Source organism: Comamonas sp. C11 (assembly GCF_024496285.1).
Taxonomy (GTDB): Bacteria; Pseudomonadota; Gammaproteobacteria; order Burkholderiales; family Burkholderiaceae_C; genus Comamonas; species Comamonas testosteroni_F.
Genome location: NZ_CP101743.1, coordinates 4,987,413 through 5,011,667 on the forward strand (window position 1 = coordinate 4,987,413; position 24,255 = coordinate 5,011,667).

Genomic DNA, 24,255 nt, shown 5'->3' on the forward strand with positions numbered 1-24,255 from the left:
CTTGCATGTCTGTTCCCCTGCTCCCGCTTATCGTCTGGCCCTGGCAGCAGTTGCCGGCGCGGAGGTTCCAGTGGTCACGCCCTTGAGTCGCAAGGCATAGCCGTCTTCGTAACGCAGGTCTGCAGACTCCAGTGCCGCAGCCGAGCGCTTGTATTGAGAGGTGATCTGAGGCAGCGTGCGCACAAAGCGCTGCACGCGCTGCAATATGTCTTCGGTGGTGCCGCCGCCCAGTTCCAGCAGCGCATCGTTGTCCAGCACCAGCGTCCAACTGCCACGCGCATCCAGAGTCAGGCTGTCCAGCGCCACATCGAGCGGCTTCAAGGCCGGCTCCAGCGCTCGATACATCTGCAGAACACGCGGGGCCGAGCCCTCGGGGCCTTGCAGACGCGGCAGACCTTCGCGGTCCAGTTCGCCCAGATTGGCTTCAAACACTTCACCGGCCTTGTTGACCAGACCGGTACCGGTCTCAGCCCCCCAGAAGGCCTCGGCCACATGCTCCTTGAGCGCAACGCGCAAGCCGTTCGGATACTCGCGGCGCACCTGCGCCTCCTGCACCCAGGGCACTTGCTCGAATGCGTGCTGGGCCGCCTTCAGGTCCATCGTGAAGAAGTTGCCTTTGAGCACTGGCGCCACATTGGCACGCAGCGTCACGGCGTTGTTATGCACCAGCTCGCCTTCCACCACGATGCGGCCGATATTGAAGGCCGGAGTCCGCATCAACCACCACCCCACGGCCATCACGCACGCCGTCAAGCAGCCCATGAACATCACCGTGGCAGTGATGTTCATGAGCTTGACGTCGAACGGGACGACGGCTGTGGGGTGGTTGCGGTTCATGGCAGCTCCGCTTCTCCATCCAGCGTGCTCATGGCCAGGATGCCAAGGCACAGGTTTTCGTAGCTCACGCCGGAAGCGCGCGCAGCCATGGGGACGAGAGAATGCCCCGTCATGCCTGGAGAGGTATTGATCTCCAGCAAGAAAGGCTTGCGGTCGCTGGCGCGAATCATGATGTCGGCACGCGCCCAGCCACGGCAGCCCAGCGTACGGAAGGCTTTCTCCACAATGCGCTGGATCTCGGCCTCCTCGGCAGCCGGCAGGCCGCTAGGGCAGTGGTACTGCGTGGTATCTGTGAAGTACTTGTTCTGGTAGTCGTAGTTGCCTTCGGGCGCCACGATGCGGATCACCGGCAGCGCAGCGGCCTTGGCTCCCGTGCCCAGCACGGGGCAGGTGGTCTCGTCACCGGCAATGAACTGCTCGCACAGCACTTCTGCGTCGTACTGGGCCGCCAGCTCGTAGGCCTTGGCGCATTCGTCTGCATTCATCACCTTGGTCAGGCCGATGCTGGAGCCGTCGCGTGCGGGCTTGACGATCATGGGAGCGCCCAGGGCCTGCAACGCGTCACGGGTGGCTTCGGCCGAATCGACCATGCGCCAGTCCGGCGTGGGCAGGCCTTCAAAGCGCCAGATGCGCTTGGTCATGATCTTGTCCATGGCGATGCTGGAAGCCATCACGCCCGAACCCGTATACGGAATGTCCAGCAACTCCAGCGCGCCCTGCACCGTGCCGTCCTCGCCGTAGCGGCCATGCAGCGCGATGAAGCAGCGGTCAAAGCCTTGCACCTTGAGCTGGTCCAGCCCCTGTTCGGCGGGGTCGAACTTGTGGGCATCGACACCCTTGGACAGCAATGCGGCCAGCACACCAGCGCCGGACATGAGCGAGACCTCACGTTCGGACGAGCGACCGCCCATGAGCACGGCGACCTTGCCCAGCGCCCTCACGTCGATATTTGTACCAAACATGCTCATTGCGCGCTCCCTGCGGGCGCAGCCAGCTCTTGTTTCTGAAGCATTTCAACCAATTTCCCAGGCACGGCGCCAATCGATCCGGCCCCCATGCACAGCAATACATCGCCCGCTTGCGCATTGGCAGCGATGGCTGCCGGCATATCGGCAATGTTTTCCACAAATACAGGCTCGACCTTGCCGGCCACACGCAAAGCGCGAGCCAGGGATCGACCGTCGGCAGCCACGATGGGGGCCTCGCCTGCGGCATAGACCTCGGCCAGCAGCACGGAATCGGCACTGCCGATGACTTTCACGAAGTCCTCGAAACAGTCGCGTGTGCGGCTGTAGCGGTGTGGCTGGAAGGCCAGCACCAGGCGCTGGCCCGGGAAGGCGCCGCGTGCCGCAGCCAGCGTGGCAGCCATTTCCACGGGGTGATGGCCGTAGTCGTCGATGACGGTGAAAGTGCCGCCATTGGCAACAGGCAGTTCGCCATAGCGCTGGAAGCGCCGTCCCACCCCCTTGAAGCCTTCCAAGGCGCGCAGCAGCGCCTCGTCGGAAATTTCGAGTTCCATGGCCACCGCTACGGCAGACAGGGCGTTGAGCACGTTGTGCTCGCCAGGCAGGCTCAGCACGACTTCCAGGTCGGGGTAGCTCTGGCCGTTCTGGCGGCGCACGGTAAAGCGCATGCGACCGGCTTCGGCACGCACGTTCACGGCGCGCACCTGGGCATCTTCGGCAAAGCCGTAGGTCGTGACCGGGCGCGCCAGCTTGGGCAGGATCTCACGCACGGCAGGGCTGTCGACGCAGAGAATGGCACGCCCGTAAAACGGCATGCGATGCAGGAAATCGACAAAGGCCTGCTTGAGACGGCCGAAGTCATGGCCGTAGGTTTCCATGTGATCGGCGTCGATATTGGTGACGACGGCCATCACAGGCAGCAGGTTCAGGAAAGAGGCATCGGACTCGTCTGCCTCGACCACGATGTAGTCGCCCTGGCCCAGCTTGGCATTCGCTCCGGCACTGTTGAGCTTGCCGCCGATCACGAAGGTGGGATCCAGACCGGCCTCGGCCAGCACGCTGGTCACCAGGCTGGTGGTGGTGGTCTTGCCGTGCGCGCCGGCAATGGCGATGCCCTGCTTGAAGCGCATCAGCTCGGCCAGCATCAGGGCACGGGGAACCACAGGAATCTTTTTCTGGCGGGCCGCCAGGACCTCGGGGTTGTCGCCCTGCACGGCCGTGGATGTCACCACGGCATCGCTGCCGTCAACGTTCTCGGCCGCATGACCGACAAAGGTCTTGATGCCCAGGCCGGCCAGGCGGCGCAGCGTGGCGCTGTCAGCCAGATCGGAGCCTGAAATGGCGTAACCCAGGTTATGCAGAACCTCTGCAATACCGCTCATGCCGGCGCCGCCAATACCGACAAAGTGAATGTGATGAATGGCGTGTTTCATGCTGCCAACTCCTCACAAGCGGCGACCACCTTCGCGGTGGCATCAGTCTTTTGCATTTTCTTCGCGAGTTCAGCGCGCTCCAACAGCGTCGCACGCTGCATATTTTGTAGCATTTCCGCCAACCCTTGGGCGCTCAAAGTACTTTGCGGCTGTAACCAACCGCCACCGGCATCCACCAGGAAGCGGGCATTGCTGGTCTGGTGGTCATCCACCGCAGCCGGGAAGGGTACATAGACCGCTGCCGCCCCTACGGCGGCGATCTCGGTCACGGTGCTGGCACCGGCACGGCAGACGACGAGATCGGCATCCGCAAAAGCCTTGGCCGTGTCGTCGATAAAAGGAGTCAGCTCGGCCTGCACGCCGGCAGCCTGATAGTTGGCACGCAGCGCATCGATCTGGGCCGTACCGCTTTGGTGCAGCACCACGGGGCGCTGATCGGCAGGCATCAGGGCCAGAGCCTGGGGCACGATCTCGTTGAGCGCCCTGGCGCCCAGGCTGCCGCCCACCACCAGCAGCTTGAGTGGGCCGCTGCGCCCGGCAAAGCGCTGGGCGGGCTCGGCCTGCTCCAGAAACGCTTGACGCAGCGGATTGCCCACCCATTCGCCCTTGGCAAATACCTTGGGGAAAGCCGTGAACACTCGCTTGGCAACCTTGGCCACGACCTTGTTGGCCATGCCGGCCACAGAGTTCTGCTCGTGCAGCACCACGGGCACCCCCGAAGCCGCAGCCATCAGGCCACCGGGCACGGTGAGGTAACCGCCCAGGCCGATGACCACATCGGGCCGCACGCGCTTCATCACGGCTCGCGCCTGCGCGAATGCCTTCGCCAGCTTGAACGGCAGTTGCACCAGGGTCTTGAGTCCCTTGCCGCGCACACCGCCAAATTCGATCAGCTCCAGCGCAAAGCCCTGGGGCGGCACGATGCGCGACTCCATGGAGCTAGGCGCGCCCAGCCAGTGCACATTCCAGCCTCGCGCACGCAGCTCCTGTGCCACGGCCAGACCGGGGAAGATATGACCGCCGGTACCACCGGCCATCACCAGTGCCGTGCGCGGCTTGTTTGGCTTGATGAGCAGGCTCATGCGTGGCCTCCCTTCATCAGCAGCTTGTTTTCGTAGTCGACTCGGAGCACCACAGCTATCGCAATCAAATTCATCAAAATGGCCGAACCGCCAAAACTCATCAACGGCAGAGTCAGGCCTTTGGTTGGCAGGGCGCCCAGATTCACGCCCATGTTGATAAAGGCCTGGAAGCCCATCCAGATCGCCACGCCCTCGGCCACCAGCCCGGCAAAGACACGGTCCAGCGCGATGGCCTGACGGCCGATCAGCATGATGCGGCGGGTCAGCCAGAAGAAGACGGCAGCAATCAGCAGCAGGCCGACCAGACCAAACTCCTCGCCGATCACGGCCAGCAGAAAGTCGGTATGCGCCTCAGGCAGCCAGTGCAGCTTTTCCACGCTGCGACCCAGGCCCACGCCAAAGATCTCGCCCCGCCCGATGGCAATCAGCGCATGCGAGAGCTGGTAGCCCTTGCCCAGCGCATGCTTCTCATCCCAGGGATCGAGGTAGGCAAAAATACGCTCACGACGCCACTCCGAGGTGGCGATGATCATGCCGAAGGCCAGCACCACCAGCAGTGCGATGATGAAGAACATGCGCGCATTCACGCCACCCAGGAACAGAATGCCCATGGAGATCACGACGATCACCATGAAGGCCCCCATGTCTGGCTCGGCCAGCAGTAGCACGCCCACCACGACCACAGCCAGGCCCATGGGCAGCACGGCGCGGAAGAAGCGCTCCTTGACCTCCATCTTGCGCACCATGTAGTCGGCCGCGTAGATCAGGATGGAGAACTTGGCCAGCTCGGAAGGCTGGAAGTTCATGATGCCCAGCGACAGCCAGCGCCGCGCGCCGTTGACCACCGTGCCCACATGCGGGATCAGCACCGCCACCAGCAACACGATGGAGATCAGAAACAGCTTGCGAGCCACCTTCTCCCAGACATTCATGGGCACCTGGAAGGCCAGCAGCGCGGCCACAAAGGCCATGCCTATCGACATGGTGTGACGCAGCAAAAAGTGATAGGGCTCGATCTTGCCGAAGCGCGGGTTGTCGGGCATCGCAATCGATGCCGAATACACCATGACCAGACTCCAGGACAGCAAGGCGATGACGACCCAGATCAATGCCTGATCCAGCCCCAGTACGCTGGCCGGAGTGCGGGTGGGACGGTCGTACAGCGGCCCGCCTACGCGCACAGGCAGCACGTCGATGGGCCGTTCCTCTGCGCTGCGGAACCACGAGCGCATGCGGCTGGAGAGGCTGGTCAGGAAGGCGGCTGTCATGCGCCGTCCTCCAGTTGCTGGCCGGCTTCAAGCGCCAGCTCACGCACCGCTTCCACAAACTGGTGGGCGCGGTCCGCATAGTCCTTGAACATGTCCATGCTCGCGCAGGCAGGCGAGAGCAGCACGGCATCATTGGCATGGGCCAGGCGTGCGGCCTGCTGCACGGCGTCCTGCATGCTTGCAGCATCGACCAGGGCCACGCCGGTGTCGCCAAGCGCCTCGCGAATCAGCGGCGCGTCCTGGCCGATCAGCACGGCCGCGCGCACATAGCGCGAAACGGGGGCGGCCAGCGGCGTGAAGTCCTGGCCCTTGCCCAGACCGCCCAGAATCACCACGATGCGGTGGTCCGGCCCCAGGCCCATGAGGGCGGCCACGGTGGCGCCCACATTCGTGCCCTTGCTGTCGTCGAAGTACTCGACATCGCCCACCCGACCCACGGGCTGCACGCGGTGCGGCTCGCCCCGGTATTCGCGCAGGCCGTAGAGCAGCGGAGCAAGCGTGCATCCCGCGCCGGTCGCCAGCGCCAGGGCCGACAGCGCATTGATGGCGTTGTGGCGGCCGCGGATGCGCAGCGCATCGGCAGGCATCAGGCGCACGATGTGCAGATCGTCTGCGTTCTTGCCCTTGCTGGTTTCGTCGGCCTCGTGGGCGCGCACCAGCCAGGTCATGCCGTTGACCACTTCCAGACCGAAGTCACCTGGGTGGCGCGGCATGTCGCCGCCAAAGGTGACATGGGCGCGCTGAAAAGTCTTGCCGCGCTTGCCGGGCACCGCCACGGGCGCGGGCAGCATGGCCATGACGACGGGATCTTCGCGGTTGAGCACCATCAGAGCCTGCTCGCCGAAGACATGGGCCTTGGCATCGGCATAGGCCTGCATGCCGCCATGCCAGTCCAGATGGTCCTGGGTGATATTGAGCACCGTGGCTGCCGTAGGCTCGAAGCCGTGGCAGTCGTCGAGCTGAAAGCTGGAGAGCTCCAGCACCCAGGCCTGGGGCAGAGTCTCGGCATCGATGCGCCCGGACAGGGTATCGAGCAGCGTGGGACCGATATTGCCGGCCACGCCCACGCTCAAGCCCGCATGCTCCAGCAGCTGACCGGTCAGCGAGGTGACCGTGGTCTTGCCATTGGTGCCGGTGATGCCCAGCACCTTGGGCGCATAGCCATGGGCTTCGCGCAGGCCCTTGAGCGCAAGGGCAAACAGATCCAGTTCGCCGCCCGTGGGCAGGCCGATACTGCGCGCGGCATTGAAGACCGGCGCCACGCTGGCCGGGCTCAGACCCGGCGAACGATAGACGGAGCTCAGGCTCTGGCCGTCGACCAGAGCCGCCGTGAATGCGCCGGCGACAAAGCGCGCGCCGGGCAGCTCGGTCTGCAGCGCAGACAGATAGGGAGGGGCTTCACGCGTGTCGGCCACCGTGACCTCGGCACCGGCACGCACGCACCAGCGGGCCATCGCTATGCCCGAGATGCCCAGACCCAGAATCAGCACGCGCTGACCCTGCAGGTGCTGGGCCGCGCCTTGCGGCCAATGCACGGGGACAGGCGGCAGCTCCACCGCCTCGTGCTGCTCGGCTTCGGGCTGCGGCTCGGCGGCAGTCACTTCGGCGTCGGCGGCATCGGAGATGCTGGGGTCGGCAAAGATCTGTGCCACAAAGGCGGCCGCATCCCTGGCTGCCGTCAAGGTGGAGATATCGGGCACCGGCTCTGCATCCAGCGTCTTGGCGATGATGACAGGCGCTTCCATTTCAGGAGCTGCTTGCACTTGCTCCTGAATCACTTCAACCAAGTTTTCGTCCACAAGACTTTGCAGCTCTGCGGAAGACGCTTGCATTTGCATAGCACTCTCCTCCTGCAGCAGAGCTTGATCGTCGAGCTTGAGGTCTTCGTCTTGCATGGCGATTACCTCAGCTTCAGGGTGGACAGGCCCAGCAGGCACAGCAGCATGGTGATGATCCAGAAGCGGATCACGACCTGGGTCTCCTTCCAGCCGCTCTTTTCAAAGTGGTGGTGCAGCGGCGCCATCTTCAGCAGGCGGCGGCCCTCTCCATAGCGCTTCTTGGTGTACTTGAAGTAAGTCACCTGCAGCATCACCGAGATGGCTTCCGCCACAAAGATGCCGCCCATCACGGCCAGCACGATTTCCTGGCGCACGATCACGGCAATCGTGCCCAGAGCAGCGCCCAGCGCCAGCGCACCCACATCGCCCATGAAGACCTGGGCGGGGTGTGCGTTGAACCAGAGAAAGGCCAGACCGGCGCCCGCCATGGCGCCGCAGAACACCATCAGCTCACCCGTGCCGGGGATGCTGGGAAAGAGCAGATAGCGCGCATAGGTGGCGTTGCCGGTCACATAGGCGAAGATGCCCAGGGCTGTGCCCACCATGATGACGGGCATGATGGCCAGACCGTCGAGGCCGTCGGTCAGGTTCACGGCATTGCTGGCGCCCACGATGACCAGATAGGTCATGACGATGAAGCCCAGCACGCCCAGCGGATAGCTGACTTCCTTGAAGAAGGGCACCATCAGGCCGGCCTTGGGCGGCAGGTCCATGGAAAAGCCCGACTGCACCCAGGAGACGAACAGCGCAAACACCTCGGCATTGCTGTTCTCCGAGATGCAGAACACCAGATACAGGGCGGCCAGCAGACCGATGACGGACTGCCAGAAATACTTCTCGCCCGAGCGCATGCCCTCGGGGTCCTTGTTGACGACCTTGCGCCAGTCGTCCACCCAGCCAATCGCACCAAAGCCCAGCGTGACCAGCAGCACAATCCAGACAAAGCGGTTGGACAGGTCAAACCACAGCAAGGTGGACACGGCAATCGAGAACAGAATCAGCACCCCACCCATGGTCGGCGTGCCGCTCTTGACCAGATGGGTCTCCATCGCATAGCCACGCACGGGCTGGCCGATCTTGAGTGCGGTCAGCATGCGGATGGCCTTTGGGCCGATCCACAGACCGATCAGCAAGGCGGTGACGGCGGCCAGCACGGCACGCAGAGTCAGATACTGGAAGACGCGCAGGAAGCCGAACTCCGGCGAGATTCCCTGCAGCCATTGAGCAAGCATCAGCAGCATGCGGCCTCCTCGCAGTTGCCCTGCTTCTTGTCTGCGCAGGCCTCAATGCTCTGCACCACTTGCTCCATCTTCATGAACCGCGAACCCTTGACCAACACGCTACCTACCTTGGGTAAAACTGCGCACACCGCCTGCTGAAGGGCGGCCATGCTATCAAAATGCCTAGCGCCACTGCCAAAGGCAGAGGCCGCAAACGCGCTCTGGTCACCCAGAGCAAAGAAATGGGCAATACCTGCCTGCTGCGCCAGCGCACCGGCCTCAGCATGGAATTGCGGGCCGCTATCGCCGACCTCCCCCATGTCGCCCAGCACCAGCAACTGCGGCGCGGGCAGCTCGGCCAGCACCTCAATGGCGGCAGCAACCGAGTCGGGGTTGGCGTTATAGCTGTCATCGACCACCGTAACGCCTTGACCATTGATCTGCACAGCCAGTGCGCGCGAGCGACCCGTCACAGGCTCGAAGCCGGAAAGCCCCTGTGCAATGGCAAGCAAAGGCACGCCGGCGGCATGGGCGCAGGCAGCTGCAGCCAGTGCATTGCGCACATTGTGGCGGCCGGCAATATGCAGCTGCACGGCAGCCACGCCTTGCGGGGTGTTCAGCGCAAAACTCCAGGCGCCGTCGGCCCAGACCACATCGCCAGCAAAAACCTGGGCACCGGCAACCGCCTCGCCAAACATCAGGCAGGGGCGACCGGCGCTCAGCTCGGTCCACAGCGGCGTGTATTCATCTCCAGCTGGGAAGATGGCCACGCCGTCCTTGGGCAGAAAGCGCAGCACCGAACCGTTTTCACGCGCCACGGCTTCCACCGTACCCATGAATTCCTGGTGTTCGCGCTGAGCGTTGTTGACCAGAGCCACCGTGGGCTGGCCGATGGCAGCCAGCTCGGCAATCTCGCCGGGGTGGTTCATGCCCATCTCCAGCACCGCAATGCGATGCGCGCCCGTCATGCGCAACAGGTTCAGCGGCATGCCGATGGAGTTGTTGAAATTGCCACGCGTGGCCAGCGCTGCCTCGCCCTGCCCGCCCACATGCGCGCGCAGGATGGACGCGATCATCTGCGTGACCGTGGTCTTGCCATTGCTGCCGGTCACGGCAATCAGTGGCAGATCGAACTGCGCGCGCCAGGCCCGCGCCAGCGCGCCCAGCGCCAGCAGCGTATCCGGCACTTCGATGCCGGCCATGCCTGCAGCCTCCAGCCCATGGCTGGCAATGGCAGCAACGGCACCGGCGGTCTGCGCCTGAGGCAGAAAATCATGGGCGTCAAAACGCTCGCCCTTCAGGGCCACGAACAAGTCCCCATCCTGCAGCGTACGCGTGTCGGTGTGCACGCGTGCCAGTTCAAGCTGGCCGTTGCCGACCAGGCGGGCTTGGGGGATATGCGTCTGGATCAGCTCCAGCGCTTTTGCCAGGGTCATCATGACCGGATCTTTCCTTCGCGGGCTGCGAGCGCCTTCTGCGCCTCAGCCATGTCGGAGAACGGATGGCGCACGCCCTTCGTCTCCTGATAGTCCTCATGTCCCTTGCCGGCAATCAGCACCACATCGCGCGCATCGGCACGGGCAATGGCTTGGGCAATGGCCGCCGCGCGGTCGGCCTGAACATGCAATGTCTCGCCCGCCTGCATGCCGGCCAGAATCTGGTCGATGATGCTTTCGGGCACTTCACTGCGCGGGTTGTCGCTGGTGACGAAAACGCTGTCGGCATGCACCTGGGCGGCCTGGCCCATCAACGGGCGCTTGCTGTTGTCCCTGTCGCCGCCGCAGCCGAACACGCACCACAGCTTGCCCTGACGCTGGCGCGCCGCAGGCCGCAAGGCGCGCAGGGCTTTCTCCAGCGCATCGGGTGTGTGGGCATAGTCCACGGCCACCAGAGGCTGGCCGGGCTTGACGATCTGCTGCATGCGACCCGGCACAGGCTCCAGATGGGCGCAGGCAGCCACAGCCTCTTCCAGCGTCAGGCCCAGGCAACGCAGGGCGGCCAGTACCCCCAGCAGATTGGAGACGTTGTACTGACCGACCAGACGCGTATTCATGCGCAGGCTGTGACCGGCTTCCAGCACGGTAAAGCTCAGGCCCTCGTCGCCCAGACCGATGTCCTTGGCCTGCAGGCGTGCCGGCCCCTGGATGGAGACGCTCCACACATCCATTGCGCGGCCTTGCAGCCTGGCCCAGAGCCTGGCGCCGTGTGCGTCATCGATATTGACCACGGCCGCCGGCAGGCCGGGCCAGTCGAACAGCTGGGCCTTGGCCTGCCAGTAGGCCTCCATGCTGCCGTGGTAGTCCAGGTGGTCCTGGGTGAAATTGGTGAACAGAGCCACGCGAATCTTGCTGCCATCCAGACGGTGCTCGACGATGCCGATGGACGATGCCTCGATGGCGCAGGCCGCGAGGCCCTGGTCGGCGTAGCTGCGGAACACGCGCTGCAGCAGCACCGGGTCCGGCGTGGTCATGCCCGTAGACTCCAGCGCAGGCGGTACGCCCACGCCCAGGGTGCCCACCAGCGCACAGCCGGTGCGAGCCTTGAGCGTCACCTTGGCCAGCGCATGGGCCAGCCACCAGGCTGTGGTGGTCTTGCCATTGGTGCCGGTCACGGCCAGCACGTCGAGCTCGCCACTGGGATGAGCAAACCATTGGTCGGCAATCAGTCCCGTCGCGGCCTTCAGATCCTTGAGAGCGGCAATACGGTCGCCGCTCAGGTCAAAGGCCTGCAAGCCTTCGGCCTCCACCAGCACGGCGGCAGCTCCCTGCTCCAGAGCCTTGCCCACGTAGGCTCGGCCGTCAGCGGCTGCTCCGGGCCAGGCGACAAAAGCATCGCCTGCCTTGACCTTGCGGCTATCGGTCTGCAGGTCACCCTGCACACGGCTGCGCAGCCAGGCAACGGCCTCGGCTGCATTGTTCAGGATTTGAATCTGGGTGCTCATAGCACAGGCTCCTCAGCGGGTGCAGCCACGATCTGAGGCTTGACTTCCTTGTCGGGCTGAACGCCCATGAAACGCAATGTCTGCTGGACCACGTCCGCAAACACGGGGCCGGCCACCGTGCCGCCGTAGTAGGAACCGGCCGTAGGCTCGTCCACCATCACGGCCACAATGATGCGCGGCTTGTCGATGGGAGCGATGCCCGTGAACCAGGCGCGGTACTTGCCTGCGGCATAGCTCTTGCCCACCTGCTTGCGGGCAGTGCCCGATTTTCCGCCGATGGTGTAGCCCTCGGCCTGGGCCTTCTGGCCGGTACCACCAGGGCCTGCGGCCAGGCGCAACATGTGCAGCACCGCCTCTGCGTTTTCCTTGGAGATCACGCGCACGCCCACGGGAGGCTCGTTCGTTTTCAGAATCGTCGAGGGAATGACATTGCCCTCGTTGGAGAACACGGTGTAGGAGCGCGCCATCTGGAACAGCGAGGCCGACAGGCCATAGCCATAGGACATGGTGGCCTGCTCGATGGGCTTCCAGGTCTTCCAGGCACGCAGACGACCCGAGACCGCGCCCGGGAATTGAATCTGCGGTTTCTGGCCAAAGCCCAGAGCACTGAAGTACTCCCACATCTCCTGGGGCGAGAGCCTTTGCGCGACCTTGGTCGCGCCCACGTTGCTGGACTTCTGGATCACGCCCTCCACCGTCAGCGCGCCGTAGTTGTGCGTGTCGGTGATCGTGGAGCCCGTCACCGTATAGCGGCCAGGTGCGGTATCGATGATGGTGGACGGCTTGACGCGCTTGAGCTCCAGTGCCGTGGCAATGGTGATGGGCTTCATGGTCGAGCCGGGCTCGAAGGTGTCGGTCAGCGCGCGATTGCGCAGCTGCTCGCCCGTCAGGTTCTTGCGATGGCCAGGGTCATAGCTGGGATAGTTCGCCAGGGCCAGCAGCTCGCCGGTGTGCGCATCCATCACCACCACGCTGCCGGCCTTGGCTTTTTGCGACTCCACCTGCTGCTTGAGCTTCTGGTAGGCGTAGTACTGAACCTTGCTGTCGATGGACAGCTGAATGTCCTGGCCGTCCTGCGGCGGCACTTCCTCGCCCACGCCTTCGACCACACGGCCCAGGCGGTCCTTGATCACGCGACGCGAACCGGGCTTTCCGGCCAGCTCCTTGTCAAAGGCCAGTTCCATGCCTTCCTGACCATGGTCTTCCACATTGGTGAAGCCCACGATATGCGCCGCCGACTCCCCTTCGGGATACTGGCGCTTGTATTCCTTGCGGTTGTAGATGCCCTTGATATTGAGCGCCACGATCTTCTGGCCTACATCCCAGTCCAGCTGACGCTTGACCCAGACAAAGGTCTTGTCCTCGACATCCAGCTTCTCCATCAGGGAGCGCAGCGGCATGTCCATGAGGCGCGCCACTTCCTTGAGCTTCTGCTGGACTTCAGGATCCTTCAGATCCACGTCCTCGGGAATAGCCCAGATGCTGGCCGCCGGCACGCTGGAGGCAAGGATCAGGCCGTTGCGATCCAGCAAACGGCCCCGGTTGGCCGGCAGCTCCAGAGTACGCGCAAAGCGCACCAAACCCTGACGCTTGAAGAAGTCGTTGCCGAAGACCTGCACATAGGCAGCACGCGCACCCAGGCCCACAAAACCCAGCGCCAGCGCAGCCACAATGAACTTGCTGCGCCACAGCGGCGTCTTGGAGGCCAGCAAAGGGCTGGTGGTGTAGAGCACGCTGCGTGTCATCGCGCCGCTCCCGCTGCAGTCTCCTGCACGTACTGGGTGATTGCGGGGGATGCCGGCTTCATCTGCAGCTTTTCTCGCGCCACGGTCTCGATGCGCTGAGGCGTGGCCTGAGCACGCTTTTCTACCTGCAAGCGCAGCTGATCGGTCGCCAGCCGACGCGCCTCTGCCTCGGCGCGGTCCAGCTCGGTGAACAGGCGACGCGACTCATACTGGGTATGCACCAGAAAAATGGCGCTGGTCATGACCGCCAGCAGCAGCAGCAGGTTTATGCGCAGCATGGCAGCCCTCCCGCAGCCATGCGCAGAGCGGCATGGCGATGCATCATGCAGGCACCTCGGTGCGCTCGGCGACGCGCATCACGGCGGAACGCGAACGGGGATTGGCATCCACCTCGGCAGCACTGGGCTTGATGCGCTCCAGCGCCTTCAGACGCATGGGCGTGGGAGGCGCAAACGGTGCACGGCGGTCGTAGACCTCCTTGGAATGCTTGGCAATGAACTGCTTGACGATGCGATCTTCCAGCGAATGGAAGCTGATCACGGCCAGACGGCCGCCGGGGGCCAGCACGCGCAGACTGGCTTCTAGCGCTTGCTCAAGCTCCTGAAGTTCGGCATTGATGAAAATCCGAAGAGCCTGGAAGGTCCGTGTTGCCGGGTTCTGCCCAGCCTCGCGGGTCTTGACCGCGCCAGCCACGAGTTGGGCCAGCTCGGCAGTGGTGCGTAATGGGCCCTGGCTTTCGCGCCGAGCAACAATCGCCTTTGCAATGGGGCCAGCAAACCGTTCTTCGCCGTAGTCACGTATCACCTCCGCAATCTGCTGCACTTCCGCGTCTTCGAGCCACTCGGCCACGCTCTGACCACGCGTGGTGTCCATGCGCATGTCGAGGGGGCCATCAAAGCGGAAGCTGAAGCCCCGGTCCGGGTTGTCGATCTGGGGCGAGCTCACCCCCAGGTCCATCAACACGCCCTGCACACTGCCTTCGGGCAGTTCGCCCAGATGGCGAAATCCTTCATGCCGAATCGAAAAACGCGCATCGGTGATGCGCGCCGCCTCAGCAATTGCGTCCGGGTCTTTGTCGAACGCGATCAAGCGCCCCTCCGGCCCCAGCCTTTGCAAAATGAGCCGGGAATGACCGCCTCGACCGAACGTCGCATCGACCCACTGGCCGGCGGGCGGCTCGGCGGCACCACCCAGCAGGGCGTCCACGGCCTCATCCAGCAAGACGGTGATATGTTGCAACGGCTGATTCACAAGCACTTCCTACAAAACAAAATCCTGGAAAGCCGCCGGCATCGGTTGCTGGCGCGCTTCCGCTTCGCGCATTTCATAAGTGGCCTTGTCCCAGACCTCGAAATGCGCCCCCATGCCCAGCATCAAGACCTCTTTGGTCAGACCTGTGGCCTCACGCAACTCGGGCGAAATCAGCAGCCGACCGGTTGCATCCATCTCCGCATCCATGGCATTGCCCAGAAAAATCCGCTTCCACCACTGAGCCGTGATCGGCAGTTGCGCGACACGTTCGCGAAACTGCAGCCACTCGGGGCGCGGAAACAGCAACAGACAGCCATCGGGATGCTTGGTGAAAGTGACCTGCCCCTCAGCCAAGGACAAAAGGGCGTCACGATGCCGGGTCGGCACCGAGAGCCGCCCCTTTCCATCGAGATTCAGCGAAGACGCCCCTTGAAACACGGCAAGTTACTCCGGTCATCTGGAGCCGCTCGTTCCCCCAAAATGGGCACGAGGGCAACTTTCACCACTTAATTGCACTTTTTTGCACTGTATCAGCAATTCAAGGTGAATCCAAACCCGAAGGAACAATTATTTGCAATGAAATCAAGTACTTAGAGAGAAAAAGAAAAGCCTTATTCTGAAAATACCTTTCCTTTACAAGCACTTAGCAAAGTCAATGCAAGTGGACTCTCATTAGGGAGCGTCAATTGCAACCATTCAATTCAATGGAAAGAACTGATTTAAGTCTCGACCTTCTCCTACAAATGCAAACTGCCCGCACAGGCGGGCAGCTCGCTTCAAGCGCTCAGTTCCTCAAAGAATGAAGCGCGACAGATCCTCATCCTTGCTCAGCATCTGCAGGCGCTGATCCACATAGGCTGCATCGATCACCACGGTCTGCCCCGAAAGCTTGGCCGCATCGAAGCTGACCTCGTCAAGCAGACGCTCCATCACTGTGGACAGGCGCCGCGCACCGATGTTCTCGGTACTCTCGTTGACGTCAAAGGCAATCGTCGCCAGACGCGTGATGCCCTCTGGCTTGAACTCCAGAGTCACGCCTTCGGTCGCCAGCAGCGCCTGATACTGCTTGACCAGGGAGGCGTGAGTCTGCATCAGAATCGCCTCGAAGTCCTGTACCGACAGAGATTCCAGTTCCACGCGAATGGGAAAGCGCCCCTGCAGCTCGGGAATCAGGTCGCTGGGCTTGGACAGGTGGAAAGCACCCGAGGCGATGAACAGAATGTGGTCAGTCTTGACCACACCGTACTTGGTCGAGACGCTGGTGCCTTCGACCAAGGGCAGCAGGTCACGCTGCACACCCTGACGCGATACATCGGAGCCACTGGTTTCCTGGCGCGTCGCCACCTTGTCGATTTCGTCGATGAAGACAATGCCGTTTTGCTCGGCATTGGCAATGGCGCGGGTCTTGACGTCTTCCTCATTGACCATCTTTGCGGCTTCCTCATCGGTCAGCAGCTTCAGGGCCTCGGCGATCTTGAGCTTGCGCGTCTTGCGCTTTTCCTGGCCCATGTGGCTGAACATGCCGCGCAGTTGCTCGGCCATCTCCTCCATGCCCTGGGGGCCCATGATCTGCACCTGAGGCATCTGCTCGGCGATGTCGATCTCGATTTCCTTGTCGTCGAGCTGACCTTCACGCAACTTCTTGCGAAAAACCTGACGCGCCGTATTGTCTGCCGGTACTTCGCCGGTGCGGGCCTGCGGGATCAGCACATCGAGAATGCGCTCCTCGGCAGCATCTTCGGCGCGGGCGCGCATCTTCTTCATGTCCGACTCGCGCGTCTGCTTGACGGCAACCTCGGCCAGATCGCGGATGATGGCATCCACATCCTTGCCCACATAGCCCACTTCGGTGAACTTGGTCGCCTCGACCTTGATGAAGGGGGCATCGGCGAGCTTTGCCAGGCGGCGCGCGATCTCCGTCTTGCCCACGCCCGTAGGGCCTATCATCAGAATGTTCTTGGGCGTGATTTCCTGGCGCAGGCCCTCGGGCACCTGCTGGCGGCGCCAGCGATTGCGCAAGGCAATCGACACCGCGCGCTTGGCACCATGCTGGCCGACGATGTGCTTGTCCAGCTCGGAGACGATCTCCTGGGGAGTCATGGCAGAAGACATGTGAATTCTCAGTCAAATATGCTTCTAGCGCCCATCCATAAAGCGCCAGCAGCTATCAATTCGGATAGTCGAGGTGCTTACAGCGTCTCGATCGTGTGATTCATATTGGTGTAGATGCACAGCTCGCCGGCAATCGCCAGGGATTTGCGCACCACATCCTCAGCCGACAGCTCGGTATTGTTCAGCAAGGCCTTGGCGGCAGAATGCGCATAGGCACCGCCGGAGCCGATGGCCACGATGCCCTGTTCGGGCTCCAGAACGTCGCCATTGCCGGTGATGATGAGCGAGGTCGTAGCATCGGCGACTGCCAGCATGGCTTCGAGCTTGCGCAGCACGCGGTCGGTACGCCACTCCTTGGTCAGCTCGATCGCGGCGCGGGTCAGGTTGCCCTGGTGTTTTTCCAGCTTGGCCTCGAAGCGCTCGAACAGCGTGAAGGCATCTGCGGTTGCCCCCGCAAAGCCCGCCAGCACCTTGCCGTGATAGAGCTTGCGCACCTTGCGCGCCGTGCCCTTGATGACGATATTGCCCAATGTGACCTGACCATCACCGCCGATGGCGACTTGCACGCCCTCGGGAGTCTGGCGGCGCACGCTCAAAATGGTGGTGCCGTGAAACTGTTCCATCTGGGGCAGATGGGGGCAGGCAAGATCGACCTCAAGAGGTCCAGAAAAATTAAATTTGCAGCGCTTGCCGTGGACAAGGCCTCAAAACAGCCCAGCTCCAGCCAGAGACGCAGCCCTCTTCGGAGATGCTGCACAGCCACTCAGGGAGCTAGTCCCGTCTTGGAATCACCTGTGCATGCTCCTGAACGCCAACAACATTGAAGAACACCGCAAGCAACTGGTGCAACTGACTGAACTGCAACACGTGGCCCAGCTCCTGCATCTGCGCAGCCCAGTTCAGCACCGAGCCTGCGGCAGCAAAGTCCATGCGTACCAGGCGCGTGCAGTCAATGGCAATGGCTTCGCCAAGCTTGGCCTTTTCCTGAACCTCGGCCAGCCAGGGCAATGCATCGCCGTCGATCACGCCTTGCAGCGCAAAACGCGGCTGACGCTCCTTCCAGAGCATGCCTGGCTGAATCGTCTCCGGCCCCAGGAGCCGGCTATCTTTGGCACGCAGGTTCTGCGCCTGCCCTTCATTCGAGTATGCACAGACTGGATCGTCCCACGAGGGTGGTGACAACTCGTAGGTCACGCAATAGTCCAGCGCCGTCAGCTCAAATTCGTCCTGCAGATGCATCAGGCGCTGCATGGCCAGACGCAAATACCACCAGTCCTGATCAACGGCGCGATCACCGGAAGGGGTGTGCTTGCTGAGTACGGCCTGCAATCTTTCATGTCCGGCAAAGACCAGTGATCCTTTTTCGTCGGCCCATCGCTGGGTCGCATCCAGCAGCGGCTTCTTCACACCAGGGTCGAGGCTCTCCAGGGCGCTCCAGTCCATGACAGAGCTGCCGGCGCTGCGCGCCTTGCTTGCCAGCAGCGCCTTGAAAGCAGGCTCATCCAAATGCACAGGAGCCTGCCAGCGAACGCCGGTCTGCACTGCTGTGGCATCCGGCGCGGTTTCGCCAAGCCTGCCCGCCTGCTGCGGCATCACAAACCATTGCGGGGCCGAACGACCGAAACGCGCCACAAAGTCCATGGCTGCGTCTTCAAACTGAGCCTGCATGCCTGCTGCGCGGTACATATCCAGCAGTGCCAGCCAGACCTGCAACTGCGCCGGCGTATCCTGAGCACGCTCGGCGATCAAGGCCTTGAGACTGGTCTCGGCTGCGACGTTGTCACCGCTGGCAAACACAATCGCTGCGTCCTCAAGCGCAGCATCATGCTCGAAGCGCGCAAAGGATGGCGGAACCATGTTGATATCGGTTGGAGCCGAGACCTCGGTCGTGGCAAACGCCGGCGAAAAGTCTGTCTCGCCACGCAGGCCCGGCAAAGCCACAGGATTGCCCAGTCGACTTGATGGCGGCAGTTCCAGATCGCTTGGCAGCACATCCTGAAGCAGAGGCAGCGTGCTGATCGAAAGCGGCTGGCTTTTAAATACCGAAGGCATGCTGCCTCCGCCCTCAGGCAGTTGCAGCGGCATGGTCGCGGCATCAGCGGCCAGCTTGCCGCGCCACCATTGCTGGGCCATCTGCGCTTCGATCTCGTCGATCTTCTTGATGGTTTCTGCGCGCTCGCCCGGCACGGAGCTTTGGGCAGTCTGCAAAAAAGCGGAAGGCGCTAGTGGGGTCAGCGTCTCGAGTGGAGCCCTGGCAGTCACCGCCGTCTTGGACAACTGAGCCTGGCGCAGCTTGCGCAGCTGGTCAAACTCACGCTTTCGCACAAAGTCGTTCTGGCGCTTGCGCTCCAGCATTTCCTTGAGCGCCTGCTTGCTGTACTGACTTTCTTCGCTGTCCTGGTTGAGATTCTCCAAGTCGGACCAATTCACGGTCGGGTGGCGCACAAAACGCACCACCTTGGACAGCAACCCTCCCGACTTGTTTTCTTCTTTTGCCATGGTCCTCTACTTTGCTGCCTGCAGCCCCTCCAACGCCTGACGCAGATCAATCGCCGTACATCTTCTGCTTGAGTTCACGGCGCTGCTGGGCTTCCAGCGACAGTGTAGCCGTGGGGCGAGCCAGCAGTCGTCCCACACCGATGGGCTCGCCGGTCTCGTCACAGTAGCCGTAGTCACCTGCATCAATGCGGGCAATGGACTGATCGATCTTCTTGAGCAGCTTGCGCTCGCGGTCACGGGTGCGCAGCTCGAGAGCGTGCTCTTCCTCAATGGTGGCACGATCGGCAGGATCGGGCACCACGACGGTGTCTTCACGCAGGTTTTCCGCAGTCTCGCCCGCATTCACATGCATATCGTTCTTGAGCGCGACCAGCTTGCGACGGAAGTAGGCCAGCTGGGCGTCGTTCATGTAATCGTCATCAGACATGGCCAGCACTTCAGCATCGGTCAGCTCCTCTACCGACTTGGTCTTCCAGGCGTTGGCCAGCTTGGGATCTTTCTTGGGCACAGCTTGCTTTGTGTTGGTCATTGCTTTCGTATCTCTCATGGTTGCCGCTGCCCTGGCTGCCGAAGCTGCCAGGGGCGGAACATCTGTTTCAGGCTGCCGCGCTGGAGGCGATGCAGAACGCTTGGATCTGGACGATTTGGAAGATTCTCCCGCTGCTGCAGGTACCAGCACCGGGTTGTCCAACGCGGCGTCCACCAAAGAGGTCTCGACGCTGCGGGGGTGCACAGCCGCTGACGCAGCTTTGGCTGCAGCCTTGGGCAGATTACTTTTCACAGCGGTCACGTCCTGTCTCCTTACAGTACAGAGCCCTTGCAGGGCCGGATTGCTCCAACACCCTCTTTAGGGCCGGCATTGTAGCCACGCCAGTCCCCCCAGCCCGGCTCCGTTGCACATACCCCACAATTTGCAACAAAGCCTGCGCCTGTTTCGGTCAGTTTGCGAGAAATAACAGACAAACAAAACGGCCTGCTTGGCAGGCCGTCAGTCATTGTCAGCAAACCGTTAGCTTTCGCCGAAACAGCCCCCAAACCAAGGGTTTACACCAGGCATTGATCCAGTCCCTGGCGAAGAATGTCCTGCGGCAGGTCGATGCCGATGAAGACCATTTTGCTGACTCGCTTTTCATCGGCTTCCCACTCGGGCCCCAGATCGCTGCCCATGAGCTGGTGCACGCCCTGGAAGATGACCTTTCGGCTGGTGCCCTTCATGTCGAGCACGCCCTTGTAGCGCAGCATCTTGGGGCCGTAGATATTGACGATGGCGCCCAGAAAGTCTTCCAGCTTGGCCGGGTCGAACGCGCGATCGGCGCGGTAGACAAAGCTCTTCACGTCATCGTCGTGATGATGGTGGTGCGGGTGAGTGCAGTGCTCGCCATGCTCGTGGTCATGGTGATCGTGGCCGCAATGCTCGTCGTGCTGATGTTCATGATCGTGCTCGCATTGGCCATGGTCATGGTCGCAAGCGCTGTGGTCGTGATGATCGTGGTCGTGATCATCTTCCTTGAGGAAATCAGGGTCGATGTCCAGCTTGGCGTTCAGGTTGAAGCCACGCAGGTCGAACACTTCGCTCAGGGGCACATCGCCAAAATGAACGGCACGGATGGGCGCACGAGGGTTCATATGTTTGAGGCGATGGATCAGCGCCTCCTTTTCCGCATCCGTCACGAGATCGGTCTTGGACAGGAACATCTGGTCGGCAAAGCCCACCTGGCGGCGCGCTTCCTGGCGGTCGTCGAGCTGCTGATTGGCATGCTTGGCATCCACCAATGTGATGATGGAGTCGATCAGATAGGTCTCGGCGATCTCGTCATCCATGAAGAAGGTCTGGGCCACGGGGCCGGGGTCTGCCAGGCCGGTAGTCTCGATCACGATGCGGTCGAAGTCCACCAGTCCCTTGCGGCGCTTGGCAGCCAGCAACTGCAAAGCCTCGCGCAGGTCTTCACGGATGGTGCAGCAGATGCAGCCGTTGCTCATCTGCAGAATCTGTTCTTTGGATTCGGTCTTGAGAATATCGGTGTCGATGTTCTCCTCGCCGAACTCGTTCTCGATCACGGCAATCTTCATGCCGTGGGATTCGTGCAGCACGCGCTTGAGCAGCGTGGTCTTGCCCGAGCCCAGAAAGCCCGTGAGGATGGTGACTGGAATGAGAGCCATGCGTTGAAACCTCTTGCTGCGGCCAGCCGCCACATGCGGCTGTCCAAAAAACACGGGCGGCGCATCCCTATGCGCGCTCCGGTGATAACAGCTGGGGAGTGTAGCGGTGCTTTCAAGCGCGCATGGGCAGCAGGGACGGCAGAAATTTCAGCAAGAAATCGCCTCCATCAATTACCCAATAATCATTTCACGCTATCAAATCAGGATTCTTCAGTCTTGTTCTTCGTCGTCCGGCTTGCGCAATGGGCCGAACGTCTCGCCGACACTGCTGCGCTGCGCACGCGGGTGGGCTTTTTCATAAGCCTGGGCCAGATGCTGGAAATCCAGCCGCGTATATATCTGCGTGGTGGCAATGCTGGAATGCCCGAGCAGCTCCTGTACGGCACGCAGATCGCCACTGGACTGCAGCATATGACTGGCAAAGGAATGACGCAGCACATGCGGATGCACGCCAGTCGCAAGCCCCGCCTGCTGGCCTCGCCGCTTGAGACGTGACCAGACCGACTGGGCGCCGAGCCGCTCGCCCCGGCGGCCGACGAACAAGGCTGCTTCATCCTGTGCCTTGAGCTGTGCGGCCCCGACCAGCGCGCTGCTGCGCAGCGCCAGCCAGCGCTGCAAGGCCAGGATCGCCATGCGCCCCACGGGCACGATGCGTCGCTTGCTGCCCTTGCCCTGAACGTGGGCATCGCCCGCCTCCAGGTCGATCCAACCCCTGCCTTCATGCCGACTCTGCTGGTCGGGCCGCAGATCCAGCCCCACCAGTTCGGCCACACGCAGGCCGCAGCTGTAGAGCAGCTCGGTCATCGCGACGTCGCGCGCCTCCATCCACGGATCAGCTTCGGGGTTCTGAAAACTGGCCAGTTGCACGGCGTCGTCCACAGCCAGTGCCTTGGGCAGGGGCTTGGCAGCCTTGGGGCCGCGCACGCCCTCCACGGGATTGAAAGGCACCAGCTCCCGCTGGGCCGCCCAGCGAAAGAAGCTGCGCCAGCCCGAGAGAATCAGTGCGATGCCGCGTGCACTGCGGCCGGCGCCATGCATTTGCGCAGCAAAGCGGCGGATATGCGATGGCTGCAGCGTCAAAAGCTCCTGAGCTGCCGCCTGCGCAAAGCTCCGCAGCTTGATCAGGTCCAGCGCATACAGCGTATGCGTGCGCTCGGCCAGGCGCTTTTGCACACGCACATGCTCCAGATAGCTATGGACAACTTCCGGAAGCTGCGCGTACTGCTCCTCAAAAGAGGGCTGCTCGCGCTCTTGCATCGGCATCTACACCCTTTTGCAGCCTCAGCCGTGCGCCAGCGTCAGCGCAGGAGCGCGCATGCGCGAGAGCGATGCACTGGCCAGCTCGGAGATGCGTGAAAGGAATTCAAGGCCCATGGTGGCATCGAAGCGAAGCGGGTCGGGCGAGCCCAGCACCAGCATGCCAAAGGCGTTGGAGGTGCTGTCCATGGCACCGTCATGCAGGGTCAGCAGCGCGACCGACTGCACCGCATTGGGGTTGGGCAGCCAGGTCACGGGTTCGAAGCCCATATTGGGGCCGCAGAACGGCATGGTCAGAGACGAGGCAAAGGCCTTGGCATCATCGCTCACTCCCATGGTGTAGACGGTGCCGCTGTGCGCGCCCGCCACATTCCACAGACGCAGTGCGACCTGGGGTACATCAAACGTGTGCTGCAGGCTGGCGGTTAGCGCATGGGGCAGCTCGCGCAGGTCCTGCACCTTGACCAGGGCATGGGTCCACTGGTGAATCTTGTTGGCGATGGATGCGTTCTCGCTGCCATGGCGCACCATGTCCATGATGCGATGCTCCAGACCCTTGATCTTTTCGCGCAACATCTCGGCCTGACGTTCCTGCAGGCTGACGGCACGTGGGCCGTGGCCGCTGATCAAACGCACGCCCGTCAGCATCTCGGCGTGGCGCTCGAAGAAATCGGGGTTTTCCTGGAGGTAATCGGCAATCGACTCTTCGGTCATGGCGGTATCGGTCAAGCTGTTCATAAAGTATCAGGTATGTCGATCTGGCCTTCAAAAACAAATTCGGCAGGGCCTGTCATGCGCACGCGATCCTGCGCACCGCCAGCCCATTCAATGGTAAGCAGACCACCGCGGGTATGCACATCGACGCGCTGGTCGAGCAAGCCCCAGCCAATGCCGGCCACCACGGCGGCACAAGCCCCCGTACCGCAGGCCAGGGTCTCGCCGGCACCGCGTTCATAGACACGCAAGCGGACTTCACCGCGGTTGAGGATCTGCATGAAGCCGGCGTTCACACGCTGAGGAAAACGGGCATGGTTCTCGATCAACGGGCCGTGCAACTCCACCAAAGCGGCATTCACATCGTCCACCAGTTGCACCGCATGCGGATTGCCCATGGAAACGGCTGCTATCCAGACTGTAGCTGGCTGCAAAGGCGTGTCGAGCGTCAGAGGCCATTTTTGTGTTGACCCCAAGGCTTCTGGCTCCAGACCGCCGGTCGTGAACGGCACCTTGGCCGGATCCAGCTGAGGCGCCCCCATATCGACCGTGACGCGGCCATTGCCATGAATTTCGGGGGCAATGATGCCCGAAAGGGTCTGTACGCGAATCACGCTCTTGTCGGTCAGACCCTTGTCATGCACATAGCGCGCAAAACAGCGTGCGCCGTTTCCGCACTGCTCGACCTCGCCACCGTCGGCGTTGTGGATGACATATTCAAAGTCCACGCCCTCTGCGGGAGCCGGACGCACCGTCAGGATCTGGTCGGCACCCACGCCAAAGTGACGATTGGCCAGGTAGCGGTACTGGGCGGTGCTCAAGCCCAGGCGAGCCTGGGTTTCGTCGAGTACGACAAAGTCGTTGCCCGCACCTTGCATCTTGGTAAAGCGAATCTGCATGATGCCGCACATTATCGCGCCGGGCGCAGGATCT

21 protein-coding genes are annotated in these 24,255 nt (G+C 62.4%); all 21 read right to left on the bottom strand.

Translation table 11 applies throughout. The annotated features are described in order from the left end of the window. Positions 1-27: 27 nt before the first annotated feature. The 21 genes from NOX35_RS23020 to dapF all read right to left on the bottom strand — a co-directional run bounded on the left by NOX35_RS23020 (position 28) and on the right by dapF (position 24,221). Positions 28-837, bottom strand: a complete 810-nt coding sequence (locus NOX35_RS23020; RefSeq protein ID WP_256494842.1) for a cell division protein FtsQ/DivIB — start codon at positions 835-837, stop codon at positions 28-30. Further along, positions 834-1,805 (bottom strand): D-alanine--D-alanine ligase, encoded by a 972-nt coding sequence (locus NOX35_RS23025; RefSeq protein ID WP_182284568.1) that lies wholly within the window; start codon positions 1,803-1,805, stop codon positions 834-836. The genes NOX35_RS23020 and NOX35_RS23025 overlap by 4 nt, the downstream gene beginning before the upstream one ends. After that, on the bottom strand, positions 1,802-3,235 hold the full coding sequence (murC, locus tag NOX35_RS23030) for a UDP-N-acetylmuramate--L-alanine ligase (RefSeq protein WP_182284569.1): 1,434 nt from the start codon (positions 3,233-3,235) through the stop codon (positions 1,802-1,804). The genes NOX35_RS23025 and murC overlap by 4 nt, the downstream gene beginning before the upstream one ends. Then, positions 3,232-4,317 carry an undecaprenyldiphospho-muramoylpentapeptide beta-N-acetylglucosaminyltransferase gene (gene murG, locus NOX35_RS23035; protein WP_256494843.1) on the bottom strand — a complete coding sequence of 362 codons (1,086 nt, stop codon included), beginning with the start codon at positions 4,315-4,317 and terminating at the stop codon, positions 3,232-3,234. The genes murC and murG overlap by 4 nt, the downstream gene beginning before the upstream one ends. Then, positions 4,314-5,585: a putative lipid II flippase FtsW gene (ftsW, locus tag NOX35_RS23040; protein WP_182284571.1), complete on the bottom strand. Its 1,272-nt coding sequence runs from the start codon at positions 5,583-5,585 to the stop codon at positions 4,314-4,316. The genes murG and ftsW overlap by 4 nt, the downstream gene beginning before the upstream one ends. Then, the gene (murD, locus tag NOX35_RS23045; RefSeq protein ID WP_256494846.1) at positions 5,582-7,480 is read right to left on the bottom strand and encodes a UDP-N-acetylmuramoyl-L-alanine--D-glutamate ligase; all 1,899 of its coding nucleotides are present in this window, start codon (positions 7,478-7,480) and stop codon (positions 5,582-5,584) included. Before murD ends, ftsW begins: the two co-directional genes overlap by 4 nt. A 5-nt stretch (positions 7,481-7,485) precedes the next feature. After that, positions 7,486-8,664: a phospho-N-acetylmuramoyl-pentapeptide-transferase gene (gene mraY, locus NOX35_RS23050; RefSeq protein ID WP_003068985.1), complete on the bottom strand. Its 1,179-nt coding sequence runs from the start codon at positions 8,662-8,664 to the stop codon at positions 7,486-7,488. Beyond that, positions 8,655-10,082: a UDP-N-acetylmuramoyl-tripeptide--D-alanyl-D-alanine ligase gene (gene murF / locus NOX35_RS23055; RefSeq protein ID WP_256494847.1), complete on the bottom strand. Its 1,428-nt coding sequence runs from the start codon at positions 10,080-10,082 to the stop codon at positions 8,655-8,657. The genes mraY and murF overlap by 10 nt, the downstream gene beginning before the upstream one ends. After that, the gene (locus tag NOX35_RS23060; RefSeq protein ID WP_256494848.1) at positions 10,079-11,584 is read right to left on the bottom strand and encodes a UDP-N-acetylmuramoyl-L-alanyl-D-glutamate--2,6-diaminopimelate ligase; all 1,506 of its coding nucleotides are present in this window, start codon (positions 11,582-11,584) and stop codon (positions 10,079-10,081) included. Before NOX35_RS23060 ends, murF begins: the two co-directional genes overlap by 4 nt. Beyond that, positions 11,581-13,329: a penicillin-binding protein 2 gene (locus NOX35_RS23065; protein ID WP_182284575.1), complete on the bottom strand. Its 1,749-nt coding sequence runs from the start codon at positions 13,327-13,329 to the stop codon at positions 11,581-11,583. Before NOX35_RS23065 ends, NOX35_RS23060 begins: the two co-directional genes overlap by 4 nt. Further along, on the bottom strand, positions 13,326-13,607 hold the full coding sequence (ftsL, locus tag NOX35_RS23070; RefSeq protein ID WP_182284576.1) for a cell division protein FtsL: 282 nt from the start codon (positions 13,605-13,607) through the stop codon (positions 13,326-13,328). Before ftsL ends, NOX35_RS23065 begins: the two co-directional genes overlap by 4 nt. A 43-nt stretch (positions 13,608-13,650) precedes the next feature. Then, positions 13,651-14,580, bottom strand: coding sequence for a 16S rRNA (cytosine(1402)-N(4))-methyltransferase RsmH (gene rsmH / locus NOX35_RS23075; protein WP_182284577.1), 930 nt, complete (start codon positions 14,578-14,580; stop codon positions 13,651-13,653). Between the two features lie 9 nt (positions 14,581-14,589). After that, a complete protein-coding gene (mraZ, locus tag NOX35_RS23080; protein ID WP_003051254.1) occupies positions 14,590-15,018 on the bottom strand; it encodes a division/cell wall cluster transcriptional repressor MraZ in 429 nt (142 codons plus the stop codon). Positions 15,019-15,372: 354 nt separating this feature from the next. Further along, positions 15,373-16,692, bottom strand: coding sequence for an ATP-dependent protease ATPase subunit HslU (gene hslU / locus NOX35_RS23085; protein WP_182284579.1), 1,320 nt, complete (start codon positions 16,690-16,692; stop codon positions 15,373-15,375). Positions 16,693-16,769: 77 nt separating this feature from the next. Continuing rightward, complete coding sequence (gene hslV / locus NOX35_RS23090; protein ID WP_003051248.1) at positions 16,770-17,315, bottom strand: ATP-dependent protease subunit HslV; 546 nt, start codon at positions 17,313-17,315, stop codon at positions 16,770-16,772. A 148-nt stretch (positions 17,316-17,463) separates the two neighbouring features. After that, complete coding sequence (locus NOX35_RS23095) at positions 17,464-19,191, bottom strand: STAS domain-containing protein (RefSeq protein ID WP_256494849.1); 1,728 nt, start codon at positions 19,189-19,191, stop codon at positions 17,464-17,466. A 46-nt stretch (positions 19,192-19,237) separates the two neighbouring features. Continuing rightward, entirely contained in the window at positions 19,238-19,981 is a 744-nt protein-coding gene (gene dksA, locus NOX35_RS23100; protein ID WP_182284582.1) for an RNA polymerase-binding protein DksA, read from the bottom strand. Between the two features lie 254 nt (positions 19,982-20,235). Continuing rightward, entirely contained in the window at positions 20,236-21,351 is a 1,116-nt protein-coding gene (locus NOX35_RS23105; RefSeq protein ID WP_256494850.1) for a GTP-binding protein, read from the bottom strand. Between the two features lie 210 nt (positions 21,352-21,561). Beyond that, a complete protein-coding gene (locus NOX35_RS23110; protein WP_256496958.1) occupies positions 21,562-22,608 on the bottom strand; it encodes a tyrosine recombinase XerC in 1,047 nt (348 codons plus the stop codon). Positions 22,609-22,632: 24 nt separating this feature from the next. After that, positions 22,633-23,346, bottom strand: a complete 714-nt coding sequence (locus NOX35_RS23115; protein ID WP_003069020.1) for a DUF484 family protein — start codon at positions 23,344-23,346, stop codon at positions 22,633-22,635. After that, the gene (gene dapF, locus NOX35_RS23120; protein ID WP_182284584.1) at positions 23,343-24,221 is read right to left on the bottom strand and encodes a diaminopimelate epimerase; all 879 of its coding nucleotides are present in this window, start codon (positions 24,219-24,221) and stop codon (positions 23,343-23,345) included. The genes NOX35_RS23115 and dapF overlap by 4 nt, the downstream gene beginning before the upstream one ends. Positions 24,222-24,255 lie beyond the last annotated feature (34 nt).

What these genes read in the sequence shown, in the direction of transcription:
- NOX35_RS23020 (WP_256494842.1), bottom strand. Translation starts at nt 837, where the DNA reads ATGAACCGCAACCACCCCACAGCCGTCGTCCCGTTCGACGTCAAGCTC.
- NOX35_RS23025 (WP_182284568.1), bottom strand. Translation starts at nt 1,805, where the DNA reads ATGAGCATGTTTGGTACAAATATCGACGTGAGGGCGCTGGGCAAGGTC.
- murC (WP_182284569.1), bottom strand. Translation starts at nt 3,235, where the DNA reads ATGAAACACGCCATTCATCACATTCACTTTGTCGGTATTGGCGGCGCC.
- murG (WP_256494843.1), bottom strand. Translation starts at nt 4,317, where the DNA reads ATGAGCCTGCTCATCAAGCCAAACAAGCCGCGCACGGCACTGGTGATG.
- ftsW (WP_182284571.1), bottom strand. Translation starts at nt 5,585, where the DNA reads ATGACAGCCGCCTTCCTGACCAGCCTCTCCAGCCGCATGCGCTCGTGG.
- murD (WP_256494846.1), bottom strand. Translation starts at nt 7,480, where the DNA reads ATGCAAGACGAAGACCTCAAGCTCGACGATCAAGCTCTGCTGCAGGAG.
- mraY (WP_003068985.1), bottom strand. Translation starts at nt 8,664, where the DNA reads ATGCTGCTGATGCTTGCTCAATGGCTGCAGGGAATCTCGCCGGAGTTC.
- murF (WP_256494847.1), bottom strand. Translation starts at nt 10,082, where the DNA reads ATGATGACCCTGGCAAAAGCGCTGGAGCTGATCCAGACGCATATCCCC.
- NOX35_RS23060 (WP_256494848.1), bottom strand. Translation starts at nt 11,584, where the DNA reads ATGAGCACCCAGATTCAAATCCTGAACAATGCAGCCGAGGCCGTTGCC.
- NOX35_RS23065 (WP_182284575.1), bottom strand. Translation starts at nt 13,329, where the DNA reads ATGACACGCAGCGTGCTCTACACCACCAGCCCTTTGCTGGCCTCCAAG.
- ftsL (WP_182284576.1), bottom strand. Translation starts at nt 13,607, where the DNA reads ATGCTGCGCATAAACCTGCTGCTGCTGCTGGCGGTCATGACCAGCGCC.
- hslU (WP_182284579.1), bottom strand. Translation starts at nt 16,692, where the DNA reads ATGTCTTCTGCCATGACTCCCCAGGAGATCGTCTCCGAGCTGGACAAG.
- hslV (WP_003051248.1), bottom strand. Translation starts at nt 17,315, where the DNA reads ATGGAACAGTTTCACGGCACCACCATTTTGAGCGTGCGCCGCCAGACT.
- NOX35_RS23095 (WP_256494849.1), bottom strand. Translation starts at nt 19,191, where the DNA reads ATGGCAAAAGAAGAAAACAAGTCGGGAGGGTTGCTGTCCAAGGTGGTG.
- NOX35_RS23105 (WP_256494850.1), bottom strand. Translation starts at nt 21,351, where the DNA reads ATGGCTCTCATTCCAGTCACCATCCTCACGGGCTTTCTGGGCTCGGGC.
- NOX35_RS23110 (WP_256496958.1), bottom strand. Translation starts at nt 22,608, where the DNA reads ATGCAAGAGCGCGAGCAGCCCTCTTTTGAGGAGCAGTACGCGCAGCTT.
- NOX35_RS23115 (WP_003069020.1), bottom strand. Translation starts at nt 23,346, where the DNA reads ATGAACAGCTTGACCGATACCGCCATGACCGAAGAGTCGATTGCCGAT.
- dapF (WP_182284584.1), bottom strand. Translation starts at nt 24,221, where the DNA reads ATGCAGATTCGCTTTACCAAGATGCAAGGTGCGGGCAACGACTTTGTC.